Below are 16,731 nucleotides of genomic sequence, written 5' to 3' on the forward strand. Positions count from 1 at the left end.
AAACTTGGAAAAACGATTCGTCCTGGACACGAACGTCCTGCTGCACGATCCGCGCGCCGTCGAGCACTTCGGGGACAAGGAGGTGGTGATTCCGATCTACGTCCTCGAGGAGATCGACGGCTTCAAGCGCGAGCTGAGCGAGCGGGGACGCAACGCGCGAGTCTTTACCCGGTACCTCGACCAGCTGCGCTCGAACGGCGCGCGGCTCTCCGACGGCGTACCGACGGAGAGCGGGGGTCGCATCCGGGTAGCCTTCGTGCGCTCGCCCACCGAGGGGGTGGAGGGGAAGCGGCCGCGGCTGAGCGCCGACGAGCTCATCTTGGCCGTCGCGCAGGAGGAGCAGCGCCGGAGCCCCAACGTCCCGGTCATCTTCGTGACGAAGGACGTGAACCTGCGCATTCGTGCGGACGCGCTCGGTCTGCAGGCCGTGGACTACCTCGACGAGCGCGTGGAGATCTCGGAGCTCTACAGCGGGGTGCGCGACCTCGAGGTGCAGGGCGAGATGGTGGACCGCCTCTACTCCGAGGGGGTCATGCCCGCGCCCGGCGACCTGTTGCCGAACGAGTATGCGCTCGTCAAGGACAAGGCCAACGCGGGTCACGCGGCGCTCGCGCGCTACGACGATCAGCACCGCACTCTCGTCGCGCTCCGGCGGGTACGCGACGGGGTGTGGGGGATCCGGCCGCGCAACAAGGAACAGGCCTTCGCCCTCGACCTCCTCCTGCAGGACGACGTCAAGCTCGTCACGCTGGTGGGCAAGGCCGGGACGGGCAAGACCCTGCTCGCCATCGCCGCCGGGCTGCACAAGGTCGTCGAGGACCGCGCGTACCACAAGCTCCTCGTCAGTCGGCCGATCTTCCCGCTCGGCCGCGACATCGGCTTCCTCCCGGGGGACCTCGAGGACAAGCTCAACCCGTGGATGCAGCCCATCTTCGACAACCTGGAGCTCCTCATGGGGGGGGCCAAGGGAGAGCGCAAGGAGCGCGGCTACCGGGAGCTCCTCGACCTGGGTTACGTCGAGGTGGAGCCGCTGACCTACATCCGCGGGCGTTCGCTCCCCAACCAGTTCATGATCGTGGACGAGGCGCAGAACCTGACCCCCCACGAGGTGAAGACGATCATCACGCGCGTGGGCGACAACACCAAGATCATCCTCACGGGCGACCCCTACCAGATCGACAACCCGTACGTGGACTCGGCGAGCAACGGCCTCTCGACCGTCGTCGAGCGGTTCAAGGGCGAGCGGCTGGCCGGCCACGTGACGCTCTTCAAGGGTGAGCGCTCCGAGCTCGCCGAGCTGGCCGCGAACATGCTCTGACCGCTCGGGGGGAGGGCACCCCCGCCGGAACCAACTCCCCTGGAGAGGCGAGGGCGGCATGCAGGACCACGCGCGGGCCTTCCTCGACAGCCTGCTCCACGAGCGCCGGCTCTCACCGCACACCGCGCGGGCCTACGGGCACGACCTCGACGAATTTATGGCGTTTCTGCGGGCGCGACTCGGTCGCGAGCCCGCCCTTGGTGACCTTGACATCCCCCAGGTGCGTGGCTACCTTGCCTCGCTGTTCGAGCGGAATGACGCGAGCACCATCTCGAGGAAACTGAGCAGTCTGAGGAGTTTTGGCGCCTTCCTGGTGCGACGCGGCGTACGCCCCGACAATCCCGTCAAGCTGGTATCCATGCCCAAACGGGCCAAGGTGTTGCCGCGCTTTCTGAGCGTGGATGAGGCCTTTGGGCTGGTGGGAGCGGTGGCGGGCGACGACGCGGCGCCCGTTCGGGATCGGGCGATGGTCGAGCTGCTCTACGCGGCGGGGCTCCGGGTCTCCGAGCTCTGCGCGCTGGACCTCGGGGACCTGGAGCTGGATCAGGCGATGGTGCGCGTGCGGCACGGCAAGGGAGACAAGGCGCGCGTGGTGCCCATGGGGCGACCCGCGGTCGAGGCGCTCCAGCTCTACCTCGCGGCGCGCGGCGGCTTCCGGCACCCGAAGCACGGTGGACAGGATCCGTACGCGGTGTTCCTCAACCAGCGCGGCGGGCGGCTGACAGTGCGGTCGGTGGCGCGCATCGTGGGGCGTGCGGGCCTCGCGGCGGGGACCCGCGGCCGCGTGAGTCCGCATGCGCTGCGACACTCGTGCGCGACCCACCTCCTCGACGGAGGCGCCGACCTTCGTTCGATCCAGGAGATCCTCGGCCACGCCAGTCTGCAGACCACGCAGCGTTACACGCACGTGAGCATCGACCACCTGATGAAGGTCTACGACGCTGCCCACCCACGCGCGGTGGCGGTGCGGGAGAAGAAGGCCAAGCCATGAGCACGCGGATCCATCGTCGAGGGGCGGAGCACGAGCTCACGCTGAGACCCGAGATCCGGAGCACGACGATCCTCGCGCTCCGACACAAGGGCGTCACGGTGATGGCCGGCGACGGTCAGGTCACCATGAACGGAACGATCGTCAAGGGCACGGCCCGCAAGGTGCGCCGCAGCGCCGAAGGACGGATCGTGGCCGGCTTCGCCGGGTCCGCCGCCGACGGCATGACGCTCTTCGACCGCTTCGAAGCGAAGCTCAAGGAGTACGGCGGCAACCTGACGCGGGCCGCGGTGGAGCTGGCCAAGGACTGGCGCACCGATCGGCTCCTGCGACGGCTCGAGGCGCTGATGATCGTCGCCGATCGCGAGCGCATCTTCCTGCTATCGGGGACCGGCGACGTCATCGAGCCCGACGGCGGCGTGGTGGGGATCGGGTCGGGCGGATCGTACGCCACCTCCGCAGCGCGGGCGCTCGTCCGGCATACCGAGCTCGACGCCCGGTCGATCGCCGAGTCCGCCATGACCATCGCCGCGGAGATCTGCGTCTACACCAACCGAGAACTGGTCATCGAGGAGCTGTCGTGAAGGCCATCGCTACCACCGAATCCCTGACGCCCCGGGCCATCGTCCAGGAGCTGGATCGCTACATCATCGGGCAGCGGGACGCGAAGCGCGCCGTGGCCATCGCGCTGCGCAACAGGTGGCGCCGACAGCAGGTGTCGGCCGAGCTGCGCGACGAGATCTACCCCAAGAACATCATCATGATCGGGCCGACCGGGGTGGGGAAGACCGAGATCGCGCGCCGGCTGGCGAAGCTCGCGCAGGCCCCCTTCATCAAGGTGGAGGCCTCGAAGTTCACCGAGGTCGGGTACGTGGGGCGCGACGTCGAGTCCATGATCCGCGACCTCACGGAGATCGGGATCAACCTAGTGAAGGGCGAAGAGCGCGAGCGCGTGCGCGTCGAGGCGAAGAAGCACGCCGAACGGCGGTTGCTCGACCTGCTCTTGCCCGAAGCGCCATCGGATCACCCCTTCGCCGACCGTCCCGAAGAGGCGGGGGGGGCGCGCCCGCCGGTGGAGGGGACGCGCCGCAAGATGCTCCAGCTCCTGCGCGACGGGAAGCTCAACGACCGCGAGGTCGAGCTCGACGTGCAGGATCGCACCGTGCCGGTCTTCGAGAACTTCAGCCAGCACGGCATGGAGGAGATGGTCGTCAACATCTCCGACATGTTCGGCAACGCCTTCCCGCGGCGGACCAAGAAGCGGCGGCTGAAGGTTCCCGAGGCGCAGGCGATTCTCGAGGAGGAGGAGGCGGCGCGCCTCATCGACTCGGAGAACGTGGTGAAGGAGGCGGTGCGCCGGGTGGAGAACTCGGGGATCGTGTTCATCGACGAGATCGACAAGGTCTCGAGCCGGGAGAGCGGCGGGGGGGGACCCGACGTGAGCCGCGAGGGAGTGCAGCGCGATCTGCTCCCAGTGATCGAGGGCTCGACGGTGACGACGAAGTATGGCCCGGTCCAGACCGACCACATCCTCTTCATCGCCTCGGGCGCCTTCCACGTGGCGAAGCCCTCCGACCTCATCCCGGAGCTGCAGGGCCGCTTCCCGATCCGCGTCGAGCTGCAGCCGCTCACGCGCGACGACTTCATCCGCATTCTCACGGAGCCGAAGAACGCGCTCTGCGCGCAGTACGAGGCGCTCCTGGCCACCGAAGGGATCCAGGTCCAGTTCGGCGAGGATGCGGTGGCGGAGGTGGCCCGGATCGCCGCCGAGGTGAACGACCGCATGGAGAACATCGGCGCACGGCGGTTGCACACGATCCTGGAGAAGCTCCTCGAGGAGCTCAGCTTCGAGGCGCCGGACATCGGGCCCCAGACCATCTCGGTCACGGCGCACTACGTGAATGAGCGGCTCCAGGCGGTCCTGGCCAGCGACGACCTCTCTCGCTACATCCTGTAGGGGGTGTCCCGCCCCGCCGACGTCCTTCGACGCGCTCGCTTTGGCCCGGTCCTACCACCCTTCCGCGCGCCTCGAGGGCCCCTGTCGCGGCCCCGGTGGCAATCGACTCCGCCGTGGGGATCGGCTAATGTCAGGAGGTGGTCGGCCACCGCCGACACGGACGCGTAGCACACAGGCCATCCATGCCGCACGGCGCACACATCGACGGCCTCGGGGACCGCGCGTTGCCGGTCAGGCTGGCGCGCGACGCCGACTTCAGCCGAGCGGCGCTCAGCGCGCAAGAGGGCTTCGTGCTCTCGCGCATCGACGGGTCCACGACGATCGAGATGCTGTGCGTCATCTCGGGCCTCGGCGAGAACACCACGGTGGAGATCCTGCGGCGCTTGCACGCCCACGGACTGATCTCGGTCGGCGACGAGAGAACGGCGAAGCCCCAGGGCTCGCCGGCGCCGGCCTCGCCCAAGGTAGCGGCCCCTTCCACGCCGGTGGTGAACCCAGAGCCCGTTGCGGGCGCGGCGCGTGCCAGCGTCGCGCACGTCGAGCTCCCGCCCCACGAAGAGGGGCTCGAGATCAAGGTGGAGGTGCGGCAGCGACTTCGCATGTTCCACAGCCGGCTCCGCGAGATGAACTTCTTCGAGCTGCTCGAGGTGGACGTCGCCGCCGACACCAAGGAGATCCGGCGCGCCTACTTCTCGCGGAGCAAGGAGTTCCATCCGGACCGCTACTTCAACCGCAACATCGGCCCATACAAGGAGATGCTCGCCGAGGTCTTCAAGCAGATCGCCGCAGCCTACAAGTTCCTGGAGGACGAGGGCCAGCGGCTGGAGTACCGCGAGACCCTGGTGAGAGAGGCGGAGGAGTCCCAGCTCCGTCAGCAACTCCGCGAGCAGGCGAACGAGGTGCTGGCGGCCGAGCTCGGGATCCGAGCCAGCGCCTCGGGTACCGGGCTCGACCAGGGCAGCGGCGAGTACTCGTTCGTCCGGAACGTACGGGCGAGGGCGGTGAGCGAGCGGGGACCCCGGTCCGATGCGGCCGTGGGCGAGGAGGGAGAGGCTGCAGCGCCGTCGACGCGGAGAGGGGCGGGCAGCGTCGAGCGCCCTCTGACGGGGCCCGTGGCGCCGGCGAGTGTGGGGGCGCCAGCGTCCCAGGTCCACGCGGCGGAGCCCGTCGCGGCAGGGGCCGTCGAGGAGCCGGCGGCCGAGGACCCCGAGCGGGAAGCGCGTCGGGAGCAGGATCGGCAGCGTCGGCGGCGACTGACCGGCGCGAACCCTGTGCTCGCGCGACAACGCCGCGCCCGTGGCTTCTTCGAGAGCGGGGTCAAGCAGATGGAGGCGGGCAAGTGGCTCGCCGCAGCGGCGAGCTTCAAGTTGGCCATCACCTTCGACGAGACGGACGCGGAGTATCAGCGGCGGTACGAAGAAGCGGTGGACAAGTCCCGCAGCCAGACGGGCGAGGGGTACTTCAAGCGCGCCCTGTTCGAGGAATCGGTGGGGAGGCTCGACGCAGCGGGGCAGCTCTTCGCCCGGGCCGCGGACGTCTTTCCGTGCGCCCCGTACCTGCAGAAGGCCGCGCGGGCGATGCTCTGGGCGGAAGACTTGAATAAAGCTAAAGAATATGCTACGAAGGCCGTTCAGGTCGATCCGACTTCCGCGGACGCGCGACTGAGTCTGGCGCGGGTTTGCCTGGCGGCGGGGCTCAAGAAGAACGCCCGCCGCGAGGTGGACATGGCGCTCAGGCTCGATCCGAAGAGCCAGGAAGCCCAGGACCTCCTGAAGGAGATTCGGCGCGGCTAGCCGAGGCCTAGTGCCCTCGGCTGGGAGAGAGTCGCGCTCGCAGCGGAGCAGTATCTCCCGGTCAAGGTGCCAGGGGAGAGCGACGGGAATCCACGATGGAAAAAGTCATTGGCATCGACCTCGGCACGACGAACTCGTGCGTCGCGGTCGTAGAGGACGGCACGCCGACGGTCATTCCGAATCGAGGGGGTTACAAGACGACCCCATCGATGGTCGCGGTCGCCGAGAACGGCAAGCGCCTGGTCGGTCACATCGCCAAGCGGCAGGCCATCACGAACGCGGAGAACACGGTCTACGCCGCGAAGCGCCTCATCGGGCGCAAGTGGAATAGCCCCCCGGTCAAGGCGGCCATCGAAAGCGTGCCGTACTCCATCGTCGAGGGCCCGCACGACGACGTGCGCATCCGGCTGCGCGACAAGGTCTACTCCGTGCCGGAGATCTCCAGCTTCGTGCTGCAGGAGATGAAGATGGTCGCCGAGGACTACCTCGGCGAGGAGGTGACCCGGGCCGTGGTCACCGTCCCGGCCTACTTCAACGACGGGCAGCGGCAGGCCACGAAGGACGCCGGACGAATCGCGGGACTGGACGTCATCCGGATCATCAACGAGCCGACGGCGGCGGCGCTGGCCTACGGCTTCGGCAAGAACATCGAGCGCAAGGTCGCGATCTACGACCTTGGGGGAGGCACCTTCGACATCTCGATTCTCGAGATCGGGAACGGCGTCTTCGAGGTGATCAGCACGGCGGGAGACACCTTCCTCGGCGGCGAGGACTTCGACAAGCGCATCATCGACTGGCTCGTTTTCGGGTTCGCCAAAGAGCACAAGATCGACCTGCGCAAGGACAAGATGGCGCTGCAGCGGCTCAAGGACGTGGCCGAGAAGGCCAAGTGCGAACTGAGCGCGGTGAAGGAGACGGAGATCAATCTCCCGTTCATCATCAGCACCTCCAGGAACGACGCCCTGCACCTCCAGAGGACGCTGACCCGTGAGAAGCTCGAGGAACTCACCATCGACCTGGTCGAACGAACCGTTCACATCTGCAAGAAGACGCTGCGCGAGGCGGACATCGACAAGTCCGAACTCGAGGACGTGATCCTGGTCGGCGGGCAGACGCGCATGCCGAAGGTCCAGGAGATGGTCGCGGAGTTCTTCGGACTGGAGCCCTGCAAGGGGGTCCACCCGGACGAGGTCGTGGCGCTAGGCGCAGCGATCCAGGGACAGGCGCTCATGGACGAGGACAGCGAGATGCTGCTCCTCGACGTGACGCCGCATTCCCTCGGGATCATGATCGTGGGTGGGCTCTTCCACAAACTCATCGAGCAGAACACCACGGTCCCGACGAGCAAGAGCCACATCTTCACGACGGTGAAGGACAACCAGACTTCGGTGAAGATCCTCGTGCTGCAGGGCGAGTCCGAACGGGCGGAGGAGAACGAGCTCCTCGGCGAGTTCATCCTTACGGGGCTCCGCCGGGCGCCGCGGGGTGAGGTCGAGATCGAGGTCACCTTCGAGATCAGCGCCGACGGGATCGTCTCCGTTTCGGCCAAGGACATGGAGACGGGCCAGCAGCAGAGCATCACGGTGACTGCGACGAGCGGTCTGACCGAGGACGAGATCCGTCGGATGGTCGAGGAGAACAAGGACTATCTGCTCGAGGTGCGCGACGGTGAGGAGTTCGAACGCGAGAAGCAGCTCATCGAGCGCATGGTGGACGAGATCGAGAAGCTCTTCCCCAAGGTCGAGGAGATCATCGCCGGGAGCGACTTCGGGCGCGACGCGGTGAAGAAGGCCCACGCCGTGCTCGACCGCGCGCGAGGCGCTATCGCGTCGCGAGATCGCCAGGGTATGTCCGAGACGAAGGAGGCCCTCAGTCGAACGTTGAACATGTTCAAGGGGGTGGTTTCGAAGACCCAGCTCGGCTAGGCCGCCCGTGAGCCGACGCCGCGCGAGCGAGCTTCGCCTCCGCTTGCGGGAGGCGACCAACGAGCGGGGGAACCCCGCGACTGCGATCCCGGGGGCCGGAAAGTAGCAGAGGATGTCCGACGCCGAGTCCACCGCGCATGCTCTCGTAGAGGAAGGGTTGCAGCTCTACGGACGCGGGCGCCTGGAGGAAGCCCTCTCGCGCTGGCGGCAGGCGCTGGCCCTCGTCCCCGGCTTCGAACGCGCCGAAGAGTACGTCCGTTACGTCGAGGACAATCGAGCGGCGCTCGAGGCCACCTTTCAGCCGATGACAGCGGGAGCAGCCGACGAAGCGGCCACCGAGGGGGCAGCCGACGAAGACCTGGACGTGGACGTGGACCTCGGTGAACTCGAGGACTCCTCGCCGCGCAGCGCCTTCGACGGGCGCCCGCTCATCGTGCCGCAGGACGAGGTCTCCGAGGCGATTCGTCTCCCCCCGGAGGAAGGGATGGGAGCGGGGCGGGGGACGCGTCCGACGCAAGACCGCCTGCCGAGGATAGACCTGGACGGCAGTTCGCCCGAGCATTTCGGCGCGGACGAACGGACTCCGATGGGCCAGGTCACCTGGGAGATGGCCACGCCGGCCCCCGCGGAGCCGCAAGCAGAAGATCACACGCCTCGGTTGGAGCTGAGTCGCTGGCCCGACGACGTAGAGCAGCGTGGTGCTGCGGTGGGTGAGCCCGAGGTCCACGTCTCCGTCAGGCATTCGATGGACGCGATCACGAGACCCATCGACCTGAACGAGGTGCAGGGACTCCTCGAGCCCGAGGAGGAGCCCGAGCCTGCTGCGCCTCCGGAGGTGCCTCCGCGGCCGAAGGAGCGAGAGGATTCGCCCCGGCGGCCCACGCCCCTCACGCTGCTTCCGGGCGGAGCGGCCTTCGACGACACCGAGTTCGATCCTTTCGAGCCGACGCCGGTAGGGTTCAGCATCCCGGAGCCCGCGAGGATGGTGGGTGCGACGCAGGACGAGGTGCGGCAGGGGCGGCCTCCGTCGGGGGGCCGCGGCCGGGCGGAGTCGCCTCCTTCGGGGAGCCACGACAGACCCGTGGCTCCTCGGCCCGCTGGGGTCCCCCAGGGCCGATCGAGGGGACCGCAGGTTGGCGGGGCCGCATCGGAATGGATGCGGCCGCAAGAGCCCGACGCGCGCGGAGCGGCGGTTTCGAGCAGCACGCTCCTCGGGCTGCCTACGATGGCGAGCGAGGTCTCGCACGCCCCGGGCGTGGGCGCGACGCCGGTGAACGAAGAGCGCGCGGACACCATGCTCGATGGGGCGCGTCAGCTCTACGAGCAGGGCACCTTCGAGGGCTCCCTCTGGCTTTGCCAGCGCGTCCTGGCGCTCGAGCCCCGCAATCGCGAGGCGACCGAGTTGCTCGAGCTGAACCGCAACGTGCTGCTCGCCCACTACGAGCGACAGCTCGGTGACCTCGGACAGACCCCCGAGGTGCGGCTCGCGCCCCAGGAGGTGCTCTGGCACAAGCTCGACCACCGAGCCGGCTTCTTGCTGGCTCAGATCGACGGGTCCATCTCGTTCGAGGACATCCTCGACGTGAGCGGCATGAGCCGGTTCGAGGCGTGCCGCATCCTGGCTCAGCTCCTCGAGCAGCGGGTCATCGGTCTCAAGGGGTAGCGGCGCTCGCGAACTGGTAGACCGCCTCGCGGAGCGCCTCGATGCTGGCGTCGTCCTCCGTCGAGACGAGCAGTGGTCGAGCGGCGAGGCCGAGGGCGGCCTTGGCTCTCTCGGCCGCGCCGAAGCGCTGAGCCTTCGAGAGCTTGTCTGCCTTGGTCAGCACGACCCGCCGCTCGAGCTCCCTCGCGCCGGCCCACGTCAGCAGCCCGGCCTCGTCCGGCCCCAGGTCCCGCCGAACGTCGCAGAGCACGAGGAGCGCGCGGAGCTGACGGCGCTCCTCGATGTAGCCTTCGATCAGCGGCGCCCACGCGTCGCGCTCGGACTTGGGCGCCTTCGCGTAGCCGTAGCCCGGGAGGTCGACGAGGACGAAGGGGGGCCTGGCCGGCGCGGTGACGCGATAGAAGAAGAGCTGCCGCGTTCGTCCGGGCGTGCTCGAGGTGCGCGCGAGCCGACGGCGTGCAGTGATGGCGTTGATCAGCGATGACTTGCCGCAGTTGGATCGTCCCACGATCGCGATCTCTGGCAGATCGGATGTGGGTAGAGCCTTCAAGGTGCCGCACGCGGCGAGGAGCTGCGCCTCCATGGTCCCGTTGAGGTAACATGTCGGGACTCGGACCTTCAAGTGGAGGCTGCGTTGTCGACCCCGCACCCCTTGCTCGTGGGCCTCACCGGCGGTATCGCGGCCGGGAAGACCACCGTCGCGGAGGTCTTCGCGGAGCTCGGGGCCGGCGTGGTGGATGCGGACCGACTCGCCCGCGAGGTGACTGCGCCAGGTGCTCCCGCTCTCGTCGAGATCGTCCGCGTGTTTGGGCACGAGGTCCTGGGGGCGGACGGCTCTCTCGACCGCGCGGCGCTCGGCAGACGGGTCTTCGTCGACCCTGCGGAACGCGCGAAGCTGGAGGCGATCACGCATCCGGCGATCGCGGCGGCTTCCGCGGCACGGCTCGAGCAACTGCGCGACGCGGGGGCTCCGCTGCTCATCTACGAGGCCGCACTGCTGGTGGAGACGGGACGGTATCGGCAGATGGATCGTCTGGTCGTCGTCACGGCGACCGAGGAGGTCCGCGTCGCGCGCCTCATGGCGCGAAACGGTTTCACGCGAGCCGACGCGCTGGCTCGCTTGGCGGCGCAACTCCCCGAGGAGGAGAAGGTGCGCGTCGCCGACTACGTGGTCGACAACTCGGGCGCCCTGGCGGAGACTCGGCGCCAGGTGGAGGCGGTGTGGCGCGCCCTCACGCAAACGGAAAAGACGACATGACGCTCAAGCTTCCCGTCGAAACCACGCTGGTGACGGGCTTCCCGTCCTATACCGCTCGCCGGATGATCCTGCGCCTGCTGCGGGAGGACCCGCGCGATCGGCTTTTCGTGCTCGTGCGTCACCAAGACGCGGGGGCGGCGAGCGAGTTCGTCGCGCCTCTGCCGGTGGCCGACCAGCGCCGGATCACCGTGCTCGTGGGCGACGCCACGAGCATGGACCTCGGGCTCTCCGGCAAGGAGTATCGCGCCTTGATGGCGGAGCTGACCTGCATCCACCACATGGCCGCGCGATATCACCTCGGCGCCTCGAAAGAGGAGGTGAACCAGGCGAACGTCGGAGGAACGCGGGGAGTGCTCGAGCTCGCGCTCGAGTGCCAGGAGCTGCGACGGTTCGTCTTCTGGAGCACGATCCACGTCTCGGGCGACCGCGAGGGCGTGATCATGGAGGACGAGCTGGACGTGGGGCAGCGCTTCAGGAACGCCTACGAGCACAGCAAGTACGCGGCCGAGAAGATCGTGCGCGCCATGTCGCGTCGCGTCCCCTCGACGATCGTGCGACCCGGAATCATCGTCGGGGATTCGACGACGGGAGAGATCGACCGCTTCGACGGTCCGTACCACCTCGTCGCGGTGCTCACGAACTCGCCCTTCGACCTGCAGCTCCCGCTGCCGGGCAAGGGAGAGGGGCCTTTTCACCTCGTGCCGGTGGACTTCGTCATCGAGGCGGCCAACACCATCGCGCGGCTGGAGAGCACCGTCTCGAAGACCTTCCACCTGGTCGACCCGTGCCCCCTCTCGGGGCGCAGCGTCTATCAGCTCGTCGCGGATCGCGCGCACCGCAAGGTGCCAAAGGGGGTCATCCCGCCGGGACTCGCGCGCGCTCTCTTGAAGGTGCCTTGGGTTGGCCAGCTCAAAGGCTCGCCGCGCACGATCATGGAGGGGTTCAACCAGCACGTGTCGTACAACTGCCGGAACACCCTCGAGGCGCTGCGCGGGACCGACGTCTGGTGTCCGGCGTTCGAGCGCTACGTCGACAACCTCGTCCGGTTCGTGCGCAGCGCGCAGAGCTCGCGGCGTCGCCAGGACGACGAGATCGCGGACGCCCTGGACGGCGGGGCGCTCTGACACCGTCCTGCTACGCGGGCAGCGGGCAGAGCAGCATGACCAGCGCGTCTTCTCCGTTCTCGTAGTAGCGGCGCCGCACGCCGGCCGTCTGGAAGCCGAGCGAGGCGTAGAGCGCGCCGGCGGCGTCGTTCGAGCGCCGCACCTCGAGCGTGACGAGCCGGCAGTGGCATCGCCGTCCCTCCTCGAGGAGCTCGCGGAGCAGCGACCGTGCCACGCCCTGACGGCGAAGCGTCGGCGCCGTCGCCACCTTGAGCAGGTGCACTTCGTCCGCGACGATCCAGTAGTTGGAGAATCCGCCGATGGTGCCACCACCGGCGGGCTCGGCTACGCGCAGGCGCGAGAAGGGGCGAGCGAGCTCTCGCTCGTAGTCGTCGGCAGTCCAGGGCACGGGGAAGCTGCGCTCCTCGAGCGCGACGAGGGCTAGAAGGTCCTCGCTCCGCGCCGGGCGGACCCGCCACGATTCGGCAACGGAGGCCGGCGAGTCGGTCAACGCGCCCACTGGACCACCGCGTCCACGCTGTCGGGTGAGCGACGCAGCCCGAGCACCGCGGCCGTGGTGGCGCCCGAGGCCACCACGCCACCGACGATGGCCCAGACCCACCAGTGCTGATACCAGCGCGGAGGGGGCGCCCCCGCGCGCGGGAGGGATGGAGTGACCTCGACCGCGGCCTCCGGAAGGACGTCGAGCCGCGCAACGAAGTCGAGGTGACCCGGGCGCCGCACGCGAATCGTGTATCGGCCGGGAGCGGGGACCACGAGCGGGGAGAGGGGGGTCCGGCCCTGGCGTCGCCCGTTCAGCAGCACGAGGTCCCCCGCCACGTCGGAGCGGACGGCAATCCGACCGTAGCGGCGGAAGTCGTCCGGAGGAAGGAGTTGCTGGAGGTAGCCGAGGAGCACGTCGGCGGTGAAGACGTGCGAGGGGGCGGCGGAGTCGGCCATCCGCGCCAGCACACGCCCCGAGGGGACGGCGATGCGCTGGATGGCGAGGATCAAGTCGCCGAGCTGGCTCACCCCCACGAGAATGACTTCTTGTGCCCCGAGACGCGCTCCGAGCGCGGCAACGCAGGCCGGCAACCCCTTGCACCGCGCCACTTCTGCCTCGAGTGCAGGGCCGAAGCGGCGTCGGGCCTCTTGCGGATCGAGCGCGACGTTGGCGGTGGAGCGCGCGAGCTGCGACGCCATGGCCGAGGCGAGGCGCTCTCCTCCACGCACGCCGGCGCGATACTCGAGGACGGCGATGGTGCGACCGGAGGCCGCCTGCGCCTCACGCCCCCGCGAGGCGAGAGCCACGAATGTCAGCAGGATCGTACCGAGGGCGCGCACGCGGAGGGACTCCTTGCGACGGTCGGAAGAGGAACAAAAGTACCAGAGCGCCCGATGGTGAGCAACGCGCCCACCCCCGCTCCTCCGTCGCCTCCTCGATGCGGATTGCGCGCCGGACTCCACGTGTGGTCAAGTGCGGTTCCAACGGTCAATGGCCCTGTCCCCGCCGATAAGCCTCCCTGCGGTCTTCGGTCGCTACGTGCTCTTGCGGCGGCTGAGCCGAGGGGGGATGGGAGAGATCTTCATCGCCAAGCTCGGCGAGATCCGGGGCTTCGAAAAGCCGCTGGTCCTGAAGATGATCCTGCCCGAGCTCGCGCAGGACGAGGAGTTCCTGCGGCGCTTCATCACCGAGGCGAAGATCGCGATCACCTTGAGTCAGGCGAACATCGTGCCGGTCTACGAGGTGGGGATGGTGCAGGGGCAGTATTTCCTGGCCATGCAGTACGTCGAGGGGCGCGACCTGCGCGCCGTCGTGCAGCGCGCCGCGGAGCGGCGTCGGCGTCTCGAACCGGCGCTGTGCCTGCTCGTCGCGCGGGAGGTGGCGAGCGCCCTGGCCTACGCGCATCGCAAGGCCGACGAGCGCGGGCGTCCGCTGCACCTCGTGCACTGCGACGTCAGCCCTCCGAACGTCTTGCTCTCCTACGAGGGGGAGGTGAAGCTCATCGACTTCGGCGTGGCCAAGACGGCGCTGCAGCTCGCGCAGGCGCGAGAGGACGTGGGCTTCGGAAAGTACGGGTACATGGCGCCAGAGCAGCTCGTGCAAGGCGCCAGCGTGGATCGTCGAGCCGACATCTACTCGACGGGGGTTTTGCTCTACGAGCTCCTGACAGGGCAGCGCCTTCATGCCTTCCCTCCGGACGTGGACCTCCGGCGCGTCGTCCGCGAGGTGACCTCGGGGCGTGCGCCACTGCCGAGCGAGCGCGACCTCAGGCTCGGGGACCGCTTCGACGCGCTCGTCTCGCGCGCGATGAATGTGGATCCGGCGGCGCGCTTCCAGAGCGCAGAAGAGCTGCGCGACGCGATCCAGCAGGTGCTCTATGCGCTCGAGCCGACCATCACGACCGACCGGCTCGCGGCGAGCATGCAGGAGCTCTTTCCTGAGGAGAGCGTGGCGGATCGATCGATGCTGCGGAGCGCGACGCAAACCGACCTCGCGCGCTTTCGAGATGAGCTGCACGATGCCACGCACCGGACGGTCTCGCTGGCGCTTGGCCCGCAATGGGCGCCGGTGGTGGGTGCGAGGGCGGCGCCGACGGTGGGAGCGGAGGAGGGGGACAGCGCCGAGGGCGGCGGGACGCGGCCGCTGTCGGCGACGGCGCGTCGGGCGGCCGCCGAGCCGGTCGGCGGCGTGGTTGCAGGCGGAACGGCCCGGCGGCGTCGGTTTGGCGTGAAACGGCTGCTGGCGGTTGCCGCGGGGGCTGCGGTCGCCACGCTCGTGGCCACGGCGGTCTGGCTCGCCGCGGACCTCGGATTCCAGGGGGCCAGCGGGCCGCAGTCGGGGGATTCGACGGGCGGCGATACGGACTCCGACGGGAGGGTGTTCGTGCGAGTGCTTCCGCCGCAGGGGCAAGGGGAGGTCGATGGGCGCGCTTCGGCGGCCGGAGGCGCTCGAGCCGAGGAGCCCGACGCCGAAGGACCCGATGCCGGCGTGGGCGAGGCGCCCGAGGCTCCCGACGCGGCGGTGCGGCCTTCGCAACCCACACGCCGTGGATCTGCGGGGACGCGAAGAGGTGCGCGGCGGAGCGCGTCACGGCGGCCTGTCCTGCGACGCGAGGCGCCGATCACGAGTGCGCAGGTGCAGGCCAAGTTCCAGCAGGTGCGGCTCGAGTATCAACGCTTCGCGAGCGCCTATGGCGCGCGCCTCGACAGGGAGTGGCAGCGGATCCTCTTTGCAAACACGTACGGCACGATGGACGAACAAGGGTATCGTCGGCTGAGCCGCATGCTCGACGAGCTTCGTCAGAAGATGGCCGTGGTCCGGAAGGGGAGCGGCGGTTGAATGCGGTCGGAGCCCTTGCTATATCATCGGGCCTCGCCGGGCGCGGAGGCGCCGAAGGGAGACGTGACGTGAAAAAGGTCGAGGCGATCATCCGGCCCTTCAAGCTGGACGAGGTCAAGGAGCGCCTGAGCGAGCTCGGCGTCCAGGGGATGACCGTGACGGAGGTGAAGGGCTTCGGCCGAACGGGCGGCAAGACGGAGGTCTACCGGGGCTCGGCCTACGTCGTGGACTTCGTGCCGAAGGTCAAGGTGGAGGTGGTGGTGGGGGACGACCTCGTGCGGCAGGTGGTGGACACCATGGTCGAGACGGCACGCACCGGGCGCATCGGCGACGGCAAGATCTTCGTCACGGCGGTCGAAGAAGCCGTGCGCGTCCGGACCGGCGAGACGGGCGACGAGGCCCTGTGAAGGGCGGTCTACTGGCGCGAACCGCGCCGTCGCCGCGTTTGACCCTGAGCCGTCGCTCACCTATAATGGCTCGAATCCGATAAGGTAAGTGAGACCTTGCTCCAGGAGAAGCTGGCGCAGTGGGGCGAGCGGGCCTGGGTGAACCTCCTCGGGGTCGCCCCGCTGCGGACCTATACCCGACTTGTGAGAGCGCTCGCGGACCTGCCTTTGCCCCGTGAGCTCCGGCGCCCCGTCTTGGGGCGGCTCGCGCAGAACCTGGGGATGGACCTGGGCGAGGCGGAGCACGACGTGGCCGAGTATCAGAGCCTCGGCGAGCTCTTCGTGCGGCGGCTCAAGCCCGGGCTGAGACCCGTGGACGAGCAGGCCGACGCCGTGGTGAGCCCCGTGGACGGCTGCGTCAGCGCGGCGGGTCGCCTGGACGGGGACCGGTTGCTGCAGGCGAAAGGGATCGACTACCGGCTCGAGGATCTGCTCGGGGACGGGGAGCTGGCGCAGCGCCTGACGGGTGGGCACTTCCTCACCATTTACCTGCGCCCCAAGGACTATCACCGGATCCACGCGCCCCTGAGAGCCTCAGTGGTCGGAACGCGCTACGTCCCCGGGCGCCTCTTCCCGGTGAACCCGCCGGCCACGCGCAACGTGAAGGGCTTGTTCGTGCGGAACGAGCGGCTGGCTCTTGAGGCCGAGACCGACGGGCGATCGTGGGCCCTGGTTTGCGTGGGCGCCACGGCGGTCGGGTGCATCACGACGGTTTTTCCGCACCAGCGTCCGGGCCACCAGCAACTGCATCCCCCCCTGCACCTCGAACGAGGAGACGAGCTGGCCGCCTTCCATCTCGGTTCCACCGTGATCTTGATCTTCGGGGAGGGGTGCGTGGAGCTCGCGCCGCTCGCCCCGCGACAGGAGCTCCGAATGGGGCAGGCGGTGGCGCGCTGGCTACCTCGGCCGCGGGTTTGGTCATGACGCCGCCCCTCGG

Annotated in this window: 15 protein-coding genes; 12 read left to right on the top strand and 3 right to left on the bottom strand. The window is 68.9% G+C overall.

Features of this window, described 5'->3' with window-relative positions:
* The first annotated feature begins 4 nt into the window (after positions 1–4).
* The 7 genes from IT371_01345 to IT371_01375 all read left to right on the top strand — a co-directional run bounded on the left by IT371_01345 (position 5) and on the right by IT371_01375 (position 9,644).
* Entirely contained in the window at positions 5–1,318 is a 1,314-nt protein-coding gene (locus IT371_01345; protein ID MCC6746270.1) for a PhoH family protein, read from the top strand.
* 58 nt (positions 1,319–1,376) lie between these two features.
* On the top strand, positions 1,377–2,309 hold the full coding sequence (locus tag IT371_01350) for a tyrosine recombinase XerC (GenBank protein MCC6746271.1): 933 nt from the start codon (positions 1,377–1,379) through the stop codon (positions 2,307–2,309).
* A complete protein-coding gene (hslV, locus tag IT371_01355; GenBank protein ID MCC6746272.1) occupies positions 2,306–2,890 on the top strand; it encodes an ATP-dependent protease subunit HslV in 585 nt (194 codons plus the stop codon). The genes IT371_01350 and hslV overlap by 4 nt, the downstream gene beginning before the upstream one ends.
* 5 nt (positions 2,891–2,895) lie before the next feature.
* Positions 2,896–4,263: an ATP-dependent protease ATPase subunit HslU gene (gene hslU, locus IT371_01360; protein ID MCC6746273.1), complete on the top strand. Its 1,368-nt coding sequence runs from the start codon at positions 2,896–2,898 to the stop codon at positions 4,261–4,263.
* 182 nt (positions 4,264–4,445) lie between these two features.
* Entirely contained in the window at positions 4,446–6,056 is a 1,611-nt protein-coding gene (locus IT371_01365; protein MCC6746274.1) for a DnaJ domain-containing protein, read from the top strand.
* 95 nt (positions 6,057–6,151) lie between these two features.
* Positions 6,152–7,981, top strand: coding sequence for a molecular chaperone DnaK (gene dnaK / locus IT371_01370; protein MCC6746275.1), 1,830 nt, complete (start codon positions 6,152–6,154; stop codon positions 7,979–7,981).
* A 112-nt stretch (positions 7,982–8,093) separates the two neighbouring features.
* Positions 8,094–9,644 carry a hypothetical protein gene (locus IT371_01375; protein ID MCC6746276.1) on the top strand — a complete coding sequence of 517 codons (1,551 nt, stop codon included), beginning with the start codon at positions 8,094–8,096 and terminating at the stop codon, positions 9,642–9,644.
* Here the strand turns inward: IT371_01375 and IT371_01380 are convergent.
* On the bottom strand, positions 9,634–10,227 hold the full coding sequence (locus IT371_01380) for a YihA family ribosome biogenesis GTP-binding protein (GenBank protein ID MCC6746277.1): 594 nt from the start codon (positions 10,225–10,227) through the stop codon (positions 9,634–9,636). The genes IT371_01375 and IT371_01380 overlap by 11 nt on opposite strands.
* Positions 10,228–10,296: 69 nt before the next feature.
* On the opposite strand from IT371_01380, the gene IT371_01385 reads away from it, so the two are divergent.
* Both IT371_01385 and IT371_01390 read left to right on the top strand, forming a co-directional pair.
* The gene (locus IT371_01385) at positions 10,297–10,902 is read left to right on the top strand and encodes a dephospho-CoA kinase (protein MCC6746278.1); all 606 of its coding nucleotides are present in this window, start codon (positions 10,297–10,299) and stop codon (positions 10,900–10,902) included.
* A complete protein-coding gene (locus IT371_01390) occupies positions 10,899–12,026 on the top strand; it encodes an SDR family oxidoreductase (GenBank protein ID MCC6746279.1) in 1,128 nt (375 codons plus the stop codon). The genes IT371_01385 and IT371_01390 overlap by 4 nt, the downstream gene beginning before the upstream one ends.
* A 10-nt stretch (positions 12,027–12,036) precedes the next feature.
* Here IT371_01390 and rimI read toward each other — a convergent pair whose 3' ends face one another.
* The gene (rimI, locus tag IT371_01395) at positions 12,037–12,414 is read right to left on the bottom strand and encodes a ribosomal protein S18-alanine N-acetyltransferase (protein ID MCC6746280.1); all 378 of its coding nucleotides are present in this window, start codon (positions 12,412–12,414) and stop codon (positions 12,037–12,039) included.
* Positions 12,415–12,512: 98 nt separating this feature from the next.
* Positions 12,513–13,349, bottom strand: a complete 837-nt coding sequence (locus IT371_01400; GenBank protein ID MCC6746281.1) for a PEGA domain-containing protein — start codon at positions 13,347–13,349, stop codon at positions 12,513–12,515.
* A gap of 151 nt (positions 13,350–13,500) precedes the next feature.
* On the opposite strand from IT371_01400, the gene IT371_01405 reads away from it, so the two are divergent.
* The 3 genes from IT371_01405 to psd all read left to right on the top strand — a co-directional run bounded on the left by IT371_01405 (position 13,501) and on the right by psd (position 16,718).
* On the top strand, positions 13,501–15,348 hold the full coding sequence (locus IT371_01405) for a serine/threonine protein kinase (protein ID MCC6746282.1): 1,848 nt from the start codon (positions 13,501–13,503) through the stop codon (positions 15,346–15,348).
* 68 nt (positions 15,349–15,416) lie between these two features.
* The gene (locus tag IT371_01410; protein ID MCC6746283.1) at positions 15,417–15,755 is read left to right on the top strand and encodes a P-II family nitrogen regulator; all 339 of its coding nucleotides are present in this window, start codon (positions 15,417–15,419) and stop codon (positions 15,753–15,755) included.
* A 96-nt stretch (positions 15,756–15,851) separates the two neighbouring features.
* Positions 15,852–16,718, top strand: coding sequence for a phosphatidylserine decarboxylase (gene psd / locus IT371_01415; protein ID MCC6746284.1), 867 nt, complete (start codon positions 15,852–15,854; stop codon positions 16,716–16,718).
* The last annotated feature ends 13 nt before the right edge of the window (positions 16,719–16,731 follow it).

Source organism: Deltaproteobacteria bacterium (assembly GCA_020848905.1).
In the GTDB taxonomy this organism is placed as follows: Bacteria; Myxococcota_A; Polyangia.

Bases quoted from the DNA above. Each gene is read 5' to 3' on its own strand.
- IT371_01350 (MCC6746271.1), top strand. From the start codon at position 1,377: ATGCAGGACCACGCGCGGGCCTTCCTCGACAGCCTGCTCCACGAGCGC.
- hslV (MCC6746272.1), top strand. From the start codon at position 2,306: ATGAGCACGCGGATCCATCGTCGAGGGGCGGAGCACGAGCTCACGCTG.
- IT371_01365 (MCC6746274.1), top strand. From the start codon at position 4,446: ATGCCGCACGGCGCACACATCGACGGCCTCGGGGACCGCGCGTTGCCG.
- dnaK (MCC6746275.1), top strand. From the start codon at position 6,152: ATGGAAAAAGTCATTGGCATCGACCTCGGCACGACGAACTCGTGCGTC.
- IT371_01375 (MCC6746276.1), top strand. From the start codon at position 8,094: ATGTCCGACGCCGAGTCCACCGCGCATGCTCTCGTAGAGGAAGGGTTG.
- IT371_01380 (MCC6746277.1), bottom strand. From the start codon at position 10,227: ATGGAGGCGCAGCTCCTCGCCGCGTGCGGCACCTTGAAGGCTCTACCC.
- IT371_01390 (MCC6746279.1), top strand. From the start codon at position 10,899: ATGACGCTCAAGCTTCCCGTCGAAACCACGCTGGTGACGGGCTTCCCG.
- IT371_01405 (MCC6746282.1), top strand. From the start codon at position 13,501: ATGGCCCTGTCCCCGCCGATAAGCCTCCCTGCGGTCTTCGGTCGCTAC.